Source organism: Syntrophorhabdaceae bacterium (genome assembly GCA_028713955.1).
In the GTDB taxonomy this organism is placed as follows: Bacteria; Desulfobacterota; Syntrophorhabdia; order Syntrophorhabdales; family Syntrophorhabdaceae; genus UBA5609.
Genome location: JAQTNJ010000044.1, coordinates 7626 through 17581 on the forward strand (window position 1 = coordinate 7626; position 9956 = coordinate 17581).

Genomic DNA, 9956 nt, shown 5'->3' on the forward strand with positions numbered 1-9956 from the left:
GGCGTTCTGCTTTCGGGCCATAGAGGATGTGATACTCAGGGAGACCGTCGGAGTGCCGATCCTGACGATCGAGGGTGATCTGCCGAGGACACTCGATACGAGGACGAAGCTCAGGATCGAGGCATTCGTAGAGATGCTGCAACAAAAGTAGCATAGCAAGAAGAATCAGGTTAAGGTTGAGGTTGAGAAGAACCAGGGTTTGCTTAGCCTTAACCTTAGCCTTAACCTGTTTTTTACTGATAGCTAAAAAAGAATGATGGAAAGGACGCGACGATATATCATCAACAGGGAAGGGATAGGGTTCTTCAAGGCCATCCTCGAGTCTTACGAAGATGTGGGAATCTTTTCTGTCCTGGACGGGGATAAGGGCCTTATAGAGGTGATCTATTCATCGGGTTTTGAAGATGTTGTTAACGGGATCGTGGCTGATATGGTGAACTACGGCATCACGTTACGGGAGGTTGATAATGTTCGATGAGACAAATGTGTTGAGGGCCTTGATGGGAGGGGACAGCCTCTACGGTGATATATTTGCCGAGGAGAAGACATATACCCATATACAACTCGAGTCCGAAAGGATAGAGAAGCTTGAAAGGGCCGTTGATAAAGGTGTCGGCATTCGTGTTATACGTCCCTGGAAGACATTCTTCGCAACGACAAATTCCTTTGAGGAAAAACGTCTTATAGAACTTGCTGCGGAATTGCGCGGGTTTTCGGAAGACACGCAAAGGGAAGCTGTAAAGCTGGACAGGCATATCATCAGGGCAGAGTATCCTTTTACGATCACCATGGATCCCGAGGCTGTCGATATGGAGAAAAAGATCGCCATGGTCAAAGGCCTGGAATCGATGGTCAGAAAGATGGAACCAAGGATCAGGCAGGTGCGGGTGATGTACCGGGACACAAGCCAGGATATCAGGCTTTTTACCAGTGAGGGTATGGGGATCGAGGACAGCCGCAAACAGGTCGTTGCGACCCTTTTTGTCGTCGGCGAAGAGAATGGTGAGATGCAGACCGCGTATGAGGCAATAGGCGGTTTTTACGGTTTTGAATTCTTCACTGAAGAGATTGTTGAAACGCTGGCAAGGAAGACAGCGAAAAGACTGAGCGGGCTCCTCTCCGCCGTGGAGGCGCCGATGGGGACGAAGACGGTCGTCCTCGGATCAGAGGCAGGCGGTACGATGATCCACGAGGCCATCGGCCACGGGCTTGAGGCAGACCTCGCCATGGAGGGACTCTCCTGCTACAAGGAGATGCTCGGAAAGGTGATTGCCTCAGACCTTGTCAGCGTTGTCGATGACAAGACCCTGCCGCACATGAGGGGGACCTATGCCTATGACGATGAAGGGGTGCCGTCCGAAAGGACCGTGCTTGTTGAAAAGGGCGTTTTGAAAAACTACCTCTTTGACCGCTTCCACGCTATGCGGTACGGGATGAGATCCACGGGGAACGGGAGGCGGGAGTCCTTCAGGTTCAGACCGATCCCACGCATGAGCAATACGATGATCCTCCCCGGTGCAGACGATCCCGCAAACATCATCGCCTCGGTAGACAATGGCGTATTTGTGGTGAAGATGGGCGGCGGCCAGGTCGACACAGTGAGGGGCGATTTCGTCTTCGAGATATCCGAGGGCTACCTCATAGAAAAGGGCAGGGTCGGACCCATGATAAAGAACGCGACGATGATGGGCAACGGCTTGAAAGTCCTCCAGGAGATCGATATGGTAGGCAGCGACCTCGGCTTCGGCATCGGCACCTGCGGCAAGGACGGACAGGGCGTGCCTGTATCCGACGCCCAGCCGACACTCCGCATACCGGAGATCGTCGTGGGAGGGAAAGAACAATAACCAATCACCGGTTTCCGATTATTAATCATATATCCTTGATTTATTTGACTCTCTTTTGTAGAGGTAACGATTTAATTCAATGAAATCCATGGCAGAACGAAGGTAATTGTCATAGCGGGCTTCTATAGCGTAATTGCCGGACGGATCGATAAACCCCACCTTGTTGTTTACACGTACTGCAGCAAGCCCATAAAGAAAGAACGAGACGCCGTCGAACCGCGGATCGATGATAATGTTGCCGGACTTATCGATAAAGCCGTATTTGCCGTTCAATCGGATTGCCGCTTTGCCTTCACGAAACTGCCGCGCATCATCAAACCGGGGTGGGATAACGAACTTCCCGGATCTGTCTATATACCCTGCCTTGCCGTCAATGGCCACAGGCGCCAACCCCTCCCGGTGTGGCAGGACATCATCAAACCCGGGTTCGATGACATAACGATTGGACGGATCGATAAATCCCCATTTTTTCCCGCTCCGGACAGCTGCCAGTCCTTCCTGGAACTCCCAAGCGTCGTCATACTGGGGGACCGATGACATCCGTACCTGACTTATTGATATAACCATATTTGTCCGCATCTCTGGCGACGGAAAGACCTTCGAAAAACCAACCCAGTTCACCTGATCTGCATTGCACGACAAAGTCTCCTGATTTGTCGATAAAGCATATCTTATCCCCAAGCATTACCATCGCGATCCCTTTTTCGAACCACCACACCTCTTCTCTTCATGAAGCACCTCTTTACGTTCCCCCGGGGGGGTCTTGTTCTTTGCACATATTCATCGGTTCAGGCGATTGTTTCCACAAACGTCACGTAAGCAATAGATTGATCGAAGATGAACTCCCCCAAAAATGTACTTACATTCTATGCATTTCTCGCAATTTATTGTTAAGAATCATTTTTTCCTATACGATAATTCATCTCGTGAAAAATTTGATATTGTAATCTAAAAAGGTTACAATTGTAATCTAAAAAGGTTACAGATATGGATATTGTAAAATTGTTTAAATCAAAGGCACGTACGGCACTCTTTCAGCTTTATTTTACGAACCCGGAAGGCTCTTATTATTTACGGGAGCTCGAACGGATGTTTAATATTTCGGTAAGCATTCTCAGAAAGGAACTTATGCGGTTGGAAGAAGAAGGAATTTTTCTTTCAGAAAAGAAGGGCAATCTCCTTTATTACCGGTTGAATCAAACATATCCGCTTTTTGAAGAATTAAAGAACATTGTGCGCAAGACTATAGGCGTGGAGGGGCTTTTGAAGGACGTCATGAATGACATCAAGGGTGTAGAAATAGCTTTTGTATATGGTTCCTTCGCGAAAGGCAAAGCAAAAGCAGCCAGCGATGTCGATCTTTGTGTTATCGGGCGTATCGATGAAGACCGGCTTATTTCGAAAATCAATGCTATTGAGAAATCTGTTAAAAGGGAGATCAATTACACCCTCTTTACCCCGGAAGAGTTCAAAAAGAGAAAGAAGAATAAAGACGGATTCATCTTAGACCTTATCGATAATAAAAAGATAATGCTGAGAGGGAAAGAGAATGACCTACGATAAGCTTGTAAGCGAATATCTTTTTAGAGGATTGATACAGAAACAGAAATCATCTATCGCAGACGTTGAAAAGCTCCTTGCCCGCTCTACAAAAGACCTGAAAACAGCCAAAGCTAATTTGAAGATCGATGAAGGGATAGCATACTCGGTTGCGTATCTTGCTATGCTGCGTGCGGGCAGGGCGTATATGCTTCTAAGGGGTTTCAGACCATCCGATGGGTACCAGCATAAGACAGTGGTGGAATTTGTGGGCCAGGCGCTTGGCAAGGAATACCGTGACGTTATCGAACATTTTGACAGGATGCGCAAAAACGGAATCTGTTTACCTATGAAATTGATATAACCGTTTCTTACACAGAGGCTGAAAACGCCCTTCATGCAGCGGAAACCTTTGTCAATTTGATCATGGAAAAGGTTAAAAAAGAAAATCCACAAGGACGCTTTAAGTTTTAAGAAATAAACCCTTTAGCCTATTTCTTCCAGTGTTTTAGAAAGTACGCTGAAACGTTGATTATTACAGCTTCAGCGTCTTTAAGCGGCGGATCGCCTCGCGGATATTCTTTTCGTTGTTTGTTGTCGATATCCTGAAGTACCCTTCGCCTTCGTCTCCGAACCCGTTGCCGGGGGTGACGACGACCCCCGTCTTTTCGATGAGTTTTTCACAGAAGCTCTCTGATGTGTACCCTTTCGGTACTTTTGCCCAGATGTAGAAGGTGGCGCGGGGTCTCGCGACCTTTATCCCCATGGAAAGAAGACCGTCGACGACTAAGTCCCTTCTCTGCTGGAACCTTTTTTTGAGATCCTCCAGGGAGCTTTGATCCCCTGTTATGGCCTCTATCCCGGCATACTGGATCGCCTGGAACACGCCCGAGTCTATGTTGGTCTTCAGTTTGCCGAGGTTGTATATCGCGTCGGCATTCCCCACGGCGAACCCGATCCTCCAGCCGGTCATACAGTATGTCTTGGAGAGCGAGTGGAACTCTACGGAGTATTTTTTCTCTGTGTCGAACTGGAGGACGCTTTTGGGCATATATCCGTCATAGGCTATTTCGCTGTATGCCGCATCATGACAGAGGAGGATGTCGTACTCTTTCGCCACGTCGAGGGCCTTTTTATAGAACAGATCGTCGGCACAGGCGCCGGTGGGGTTATTCGGATAGTTGATAAAGAGTATCTTTGCCTTCCGCAGGACCTCTTCCGGTATGTCTTCAAGCCGTGGCAGGTAGCCGTTTTCTTCCCTGAGGGGCATTATATACGGGGTGCCGCCGCAAAGAAGGGTCGAGATCCTGTATACCGGATACCCGGGGGAAGGGACAAGCACCACGTCGCCGCTTTCCACGTATGCTAAGGGCATATGGGCAATGCCTTCCTTTGAGCCGATGAGGGTGACCACTTCACTGGCAGGGTTGAGCCCTACGCCGAACCTCTTCAGATACCAGTCCGCGACCGTTTTTCTGAATGACAGCATGCCTTCGTAACTCGGATACCTGTGGTTTCTCGAATCTTCAGTGGCCTCTTGCATCTTTTGAATGATGTTTACCGGCGTTGGGATATCGGGATCACCGATGCCGAGGTCTATGATGTTGATTCCTTTCTGCCTCGCCTCTTCCTTTTTCTTATCGATCCTCGCGAATAGGTAAGGGGGTATCTTTTCTATTCTTGATGCCGGTTTTACCATGTTGTCGCTCCAGGGTTTTTAGCCATCAGCAGTCAGTTTCCAGCGTGAACATTTTGCAATGGCCAGATAATGTAATTACATATTCTTTGGCGTAAAGTAAAGACTTTTTTACAGGAACTGTGAACTGTGAGCCGTGACCGACGGTTTTTATTTGAAAACACCTCTACAGACATGTAAAATAGACAGATGTATAAGGTTTTAGAAAGGATACCCCATGATTTCCCCATAGTAGAAAAGCCCTATGAGGCAATGGCAGGGCATATGGGGATCGGCGGGGCGGATCTCATCGATACGTTAAAACGCCTGAAGACCGAGGGTGCCGTGAGGCGTGTCGCGGCAGTCCTCTATCACAGAAGGGCATCCTATACGTATAACGCGATGGTGGTCTGGAAGGCCGGAGACGGCGACGTCGACAGGGCCGGCAGGATCATGTCCTCCTTCCCCCAGGTAAGTCATTGCTACGAAAGGGACCGGGGTAGGTACTGGGATTACAATCTTTTCAGCATGATACACGGGAAAAATTTGCAGGACTGTACGGATGTGGTGAAGGCCATATCGGACAGGACGGGCATAAAAGATTTTCAGATCTTTTTCAGCAAGCGGGAATTCAAAAAGATATCCTTCAGTGTTCACCATGGATAGAAGAAGATCACACGACCTATACGGGCAGGCGGTACAGTATCTGCCGGGCGGCGTGAACAGTCCGGTCAGGGCCTTCCAGTCTGTCCACGACGAGCCGTTTTACGTCAGGAGAGGAAAAGGGGCATACCTCTATGATGTTGACGGGAACAGCTATCTCGATTATGTAGCTTCATGGGGCGCGATCATCCTCGGCCATGCTGACGATGGCGTCATCGATGAGGTGAAGCCGGCGATTGAGGATGGAACGAGCTTCGGCGCCTGCCATCCCTATGAGATCGAGATAGCGAAGCTTATCACCGGGGCATTTCCTTCGATGGAGCTCGTGAGGCTTACAAGCTCGGGTACAGAGGCAACGATGAGCGCCATACGCCTCGCGAGGGGTTTCACCGGGCAGAGCGGTGTTATCAAATTCAGGGGATGCTACCACGGTCATCTCGACAGTCTTCTCGTCAAGGCAGGTTCCGGCCTCGCGACATTCGGGATTCCTGACAGCAAAGGCATCCTTCCGGACCTCGCAAAATATACATTCATAGCGGAATTCAACCGTCTTGAGAGCGTCCGGGCCATCGTGGAGAGGAATAACGATATTTCCTGTGTTATTATTGAACCCATCATGGGAAATATGGGGGTGATCCTTCCGGAAAACGGTTTTCTTGAGGGTCTGGAAAGGCTATGCAGAGACCGCGGGATACTCCTTATCTTCGATGAGGTGATAACGGGGTTCCGTGTCGCCTACGGCGGCGCCCAGCATATATATGGCATCAAGCCCGACATCACCTGTCTCGGAAAGATCATCGGCGGCGGGTTTCCTATCGGCGCCTTTGGCGGCAGGAGAGAGATCATGGAGAATCTGGCGCCCCTCGGTGCGGTCTATCAGGCAGGCACATTATCCGGCAACCCTGTTGCCGTCAGGGCAGGGATCTATGTGCTGTCGTACCTGAAAGAACACCCGGAGGTATACGCGATGATGCGTGAACGCGTGGATGCGTTGAAGACCGCCATGCTGGGAATAGCGAGACAGCAAGGGGTTCCCTATACCGTCAACAGTACTACCGGTATGTTCACGGGGTTCTTCACGGAGCAGGGTGTCAATGATTACGGATCGGCGAGCGCGGCAGACCGGGTGATCTATGAAAGGTTTTTCAAGAGAATGCTGGAGGAAGGGATCTTCTTTGCGCCAAGCCCCTTCGAAGCCTCATTCGTTACCCTCTCTCACGGAGAAAAGGAGATGACAAAAACAGCAGAGGCCTGCGAAAGGGTCTTTAAAGGATTGATGTCATGAGGGCCGTTGCATATATAGACCTTGATGTCCTTGAGCAGAATTACAGGATCATCAGGGACAGGATACCGCAGGGGGTAAAGGTCCTCTGTGTCGTGAAGGCGGACGCCTATGGCCATGGAGCGGTAGAAGTATCCCGGAGGCTTGAAGAGGCCGGTGTCGACTACCTCGGAGTTGCTGCCGTTGACGAGGGGATGGAACTCAGGCAGGCAGGCATCAGAAGCCCCGTACTTGTTATGGGCGGGATACTGCCCTGGGATTCGGAAGACCCCTTTTACGAACACGGCCTTACCCCGGTGATCTATGATACCGGCATGATAGAGAAACTGAAAGACAGACGCTCCCGCAGCGGAGAGACACTGAAGGTCCATATAAAAGTAGATACGGGGATGGGACGGCTCGGTTTCCGGCCTGAAGAGGTGCCTCGTATCGTGGGGATGATGAAGGAGATGCCGCACATTGAGATTGAAGGCCTTATGAGCCACTTTTCATCATCGGAGGTGCGCGATGAATACGGGCTTAACCAGATAAGGATCTTCGAAAGGTCCCTGCAAACGGTGAACGAAGAGGGAGTAGTCCCGAAAATAGCCCACATGGCCAACAGCGGGGCCATCACAAACTATCCTGAGGGATATTTTGATATGATACGCGTCGGGATAAGCCTCTACGGGTCACATCCGGCGAGAGAGCTCAGCGCGCAGCTGCCTGTCAGGCAGGTCATGAGATTTGTTTCGAGGGTTGCGCTGATACGGGAATTTCCACCCGGAAGTCCGCTTAGTTACGGGAGGACCTTTACTACCGGTGACAGAACGCGCATTGCCTATATACCTGTGGGATATGCGGACGGGTATCCGAGGGCGCTCTCCAACAGAGGTTTTGTGTTGATAAAGGACAGGAAATGCAGTATTGTTGGAAGGGTCTGCATGGACTGGTTCCTTGCCGACATCACAGACCTTCATGATGTAATACCGGGAGAAGAGGTGGTGCTTCTGGGACATGGAGGAACATTGACGATCACCGCTGATGAGATCGCGGAATACGCCGGAACAATCCCCTATGAAATATTGTGCAAAATATCAAAGAGGGTGATGAGGGTCTATGTTTGAAGATGTGATAAAAAAGGGCATAACTCCTTTGCTCGACATCCTGAAGGAGCTTGGCAATATAGGCATCATGTTCCTTCAAAGCATATACTGGACCTTCAGAAGGCCCTTCAAACTGAACTATATCTTCAAGCAGATGGAGTTTGTCGGTGTCAATTCGATCATGGTGGTCATCATCACGGGAACCTTTACCGGTATGGTGCTTGCCCTCCAGTCATACTATGGCTTCAGGAAGTTTGGCGCCGAAGGGCTTGTGGGCACAACGGTGGCGTTGAGCATGACGAGGGAACTCGGTCCCGTTCTTACGAGCCTTATGGTAACGGGCCGGGCAGGTTCGGCAATGGCAGCCGAACTGGGGTCCATGAGGGTGACGGAACAGATCGATGCGTTGACCGTCATGGCCTTAAACCCCATCAAGTACCTCGTTGTGCCGCGGGTAATCGCCTCTTTCCTGATGTTTCCCGTATTGACATCGATCTCGAATTTTGTCGGTATCATCGGCGGGTATCTCGTCGGCGTCAAGCTCCTCGGTATCAACGAAGGTGCTTTCATTAACAAGATCATCAAGTACCTTGACCTTGAGGACATTTACAACGGTCTTATCAAGGCGGCTGTTTTCGGGATTATCATGAGTGTTATCTCCTGTTATAAAGGTTTTTATACGAGCGGGGGAGCGGAAGGCGTCGGGAAATCAACTACAGAGGCTGTGGTAATGTCAAGCGTGACGATCCTTATCACCGACTACGTACTGACCTCCCTTATGTTCTGATATGGAAGATACGGCGATACGGATTGTTGACCTTTACAAAAGTTTTGGCGCGCAGAAAGTGCTGGACGGGATCAATCTTGAGATCGAAACAGGCAAGATCACCGTCATTATCGGGAAAAGCGGCGGCGGGAAAAGCGTTCTCCTGAAGCATGTCATTGGTCTCCTTAAACCCGACAGCGGAGAGATATGGGTGAACAGTAATGATATTACGAAACTTCCCGAGAAGGAACTCAACGAAGTCCGGAGGAGTTTTGGCATGCTCTTTCAGGAAGCGGCCCTTTTTGATTCCATGGATGTTTTTGATAATGTTGCCTTCCCGCTCCGGGAACATACAAAGCTCTCCGGCAGGGAGATCGAAAGCATAGTGGAGGAACGATTAAAACAGGTCGGCCTTCTGGCGTTTACGGAAAAGATGCCTTCGGAATTGTCGGGCGGCATGAGAAAGCGGGTAGGGCTTGCGAGGGCTCTTGTTCTGAACCCGGACATCATACTCTTCGATGAGCCTACAAGCGCCCTTGATCCGATAATCTCCCTGTCGATACTTGACCTGATAAAGGAGACACAGCAGCGCATACAGAAGACATATGTGGTGATCAGTCATGATATCCTCGGCATGTTCAGGATTGCCGATAAGGTTGCCATGCTCTATGATGGAAAGATCATCGAGTACGGCACGCCGTATGAGATAAGACGAAGCACAAACGAGGCTACGAAAGAATTTCTAAAAGCGACGAAAATACCTGGTTTTACAGGAGGTAGTTATGAGCAGCAATAAAATTTCCCCTGAGTTGAAGGTGGGCATCGTGGTGCTTGTCAGCATCCTGATACTCTTTTACATGTCCTTCAGGATAGGAAAGTTCGGGGCATTCCGTGAACGCGGATACGAGATCACCGTTACCTTTGCCAATGCCAACGGCCTTGACCCGCGATCGCCAGTGCAGATAGCAGGTGTGGAGGTAGGCAAGGTGAAAAAGATCGCCCTTGATGCGTACAAAGCGACGCTGACGCTGACTATTAAAGAAGGCGTGAAGGTGCCTGCCGACAGCAAGATCATCGTGAAGGCCCAGGGACTTCTCGG

12 protein-coding genes are annotated in these 9956 nt (G+C 50.0%); 10 read left to right on the forward strand and 2 right to left on the reverse strand.

The features are described from left to right. Positions 1 to 253: 253 nt before the first annotated feature. Positions 254 to 478 (forward strand): DUF4911 domain-containing protein, encoded by a 225-nt coding sequence (locus tag PHU49_05905; GenBank protein MDD5243533.1) that lies wholly within the window; start codon positions 254 to 256, stop codon positions 476 to 478. Next, entirely contained in the window at positions 468 to 1847 is a 1380-nt protein-coding gene (locus PHU49_05910; protein MDD5243534.1) for a TldD/PmbA family protein, read from the forward strand. Before PHU49_05905 ends, PHU49_05910 begins: the two co-directional genes overlap by 11 nt. 21 nt (positions 1848 to 1868) lie before the next feature. On the opposite strand, the gene PHU49_05915 is transcribed toward PHU49_05910, so the two are convergent. After that, entirely contained in the window at positions 1869 to 2414 is a 546-nt protein-coding gene (locus PHU49_05915; GenBank protein MDD5243535.1) for a WG repeat-containing protein, read from the reverse strand. A gap of 420 nt (positions 2415 to 2834) precedes the next feature. On the opposite strand from PHU49_05915, the gene PHU49_05920 reads away from it, so the two are divergent. Together PHU49_05920 and PHU49_05925 are read left to right on the forward strand one after the other, a co-directional pair. Next, positions 2835 to 3410 carry a nucleotidyltransferase domain-containing protein gene (locus PHU49_05920; GenBank protein MDD5243536.1) on the forward strand — a complete coding sequence of 192 codons (576 nt, stop codon included), beginning with the start codon at positions 2835 to 2837 and terminating at the stop codon, positions 3408 to 3410. Then, entirely contained in the window at positions 3397 to 3750 is a 354-nt protein-coding gene (locus PHU49_05925; GenBank protein ID MDD5243537.1) for a hypothetical protein, read from the forward strand. The genes PHU49_05920 and PHU49_05925 overlap by 14 nt, the downstream gene beginning before the upstream one ends. Before the next feature lie 171 nt (positions 3751 to 3921). Here the strand turns inward: PHU49_05925 and PHU49_05930 are convergent, their stop codons facing one another. Next, positions 3922 to 5085 carry an LL-diaminopimelate aminotransferase gene (locus PHU49_05930; GenBank protein ID MDD5243538.1) on the reverse strand — a complete coding sequence of 388 codons (1164 nt, stop codon included), beginning with the start codon at positions 5083 to 5085 and terminating at the stop codon, positions 3922 to 3924. Between the two features lie 186 nt (positions 5086 to 5271). On the opposite strand from PHU49_05930, the gene PHU49_05935 reads away from it, so the two are divergent. The 6 genes from PHU49_05935 to PHU49_05960 form a co-directional block, all read left to right on the forward strand. Further along, entirely contained in the window at positions 5272 to 5727 is a 456-nt protein-coding gene (locus tag PHU49_05935; protein MDD5243539.1) for a hypothetical protein, read from the forward strand. Then, entirely contained in the window at positions 5720 to 7009 is a 1290-nt protein-coding gene (gene hemL, locus PHU49_05940; GenBank protein MDD5243540.1) for a glutamate-1-semialdehyde 2,1-aminomutase, read from the forward strand. Before PHU49_05935 ends, hemL begins: the two co-directional genes overlap by 8 nt. Next, positions 7006 to 8112 (forward strand): alanine racemase, encoded by a 1107-nt coding sequence (gene alr, locus PHU49_05945; protein ID MDD5243541.1) that lies wholly within the window; start codon positions 7006 to 7008, stop codon positions 8110 to 8112. The genes hemL and alr overlap by 4 nt, the downstream gene beginning before the upstream one ends. Then, entirely contained in the window at positions 8105 to 8878 is a 774-nt protein-coding gene (locus PHU49_05950; protein MDD5243542.1) for an ABC transporter permease, read from the forward strand. The genes alr and PHU49_05950 overlap by 8 nt, the downstream gene beginning before the upstream one ends. Before the next feature lies 1 nt (position 8879). Then, on the forward strand, positions 8880 to 9653 hold the full coding sequence (locus PHU49_05955) for an ABC transporter ATP-binding protein (GenBank protein MDD5243543.1): 774 nt from the start codon (positions 8880 to 8882) through the stop codon (positions 9651 to 9653). Beyond that, positions 9640 to 9956, forward strand: a 317-nt coding sequence (locus PHU49_05960) for an MlaD family protein (GenBank protein ID MDD5243544.1), incomplete at its 3' end; no start/stop codon positions are given. The genes PHU49_05955 and PHU49_05960, both read left to right, overlap by 14 nt.

Bases quoted from the DNA above. Each gene is read 5' to 3' on its own strand.
- PHU49_05920 (MDD5243536.1), top strand. From the start codon at position 2,835: ATGGATATTGTAAAATTGTTTAAATCAAAGGCACGTACGGCACTCTTT.
- hemL (MDD5243540.1), top strand. From the start codon at position 5,720: ATGGATAGAAGAAGATCACACGACCTATACGGGCAGGCGGTACAGTAT.
- PHU49_05925 (MDD5243537.1), top strand. From the start codon at position 3,397: ATGACCTACGATAAGCTTGTAAGCGAATATCTTTTTAGAGGATTGATA.
- PHU49_05935 (MDD5243539.1), top strand. From the start codon at position 5,272: ATGTATAAGGTTTTAGAAAGGATACCCCATGATTTCCCCATAGTAGAA.
- PHU49_05950 (MDD5243542.1), top strand. From the start codon at position 8,105: ATGTTTGAAGATGTGATAAAAAAGGGCATAACTCCTTTGCTCGACATC.
- alr (MDD5243541.1), top strand. From the start codon at position 7,006: ATGAGGGCCGTTGCATATATAGACCTTGATGTCCTTGAGCAGAATTAC.
- PHU49_05915 (MDD5243535.1), bottom strand. From the start codon at position 2,414: ATGGTTATATCAATAAGTCAGGTACGGATGTCATCGGTCCCCCAGTAT.
- PHU49_05910 (MDD5243534.1), top strand. From the start codon at position 468: ATGTTCGATGAGACAAATGTGTTGAGGGCCTTGATGGGAGGGGACAGC.
- PHU49_05955 (MDD5243543.1), top strand. From the start codon at position 8,880: ATGGAAGATACGGCGATACGGATTGTTGACCTTTACAAAAGTTTTGGC.
- PHU49_05905 (MDD5243533.1), top strand. From the start codon at position 254: ATGATGGAAAGGACGCGACGATATATCATCAACAGGGAAGGGATAGGG.
- PHU49_05930 (MDD5243538.1), bottom strand. From the start codon at position 5,085: ATGGTAAAACCGGCATCAAGAATAGAAAAGATACCCCCTTACCTATTC.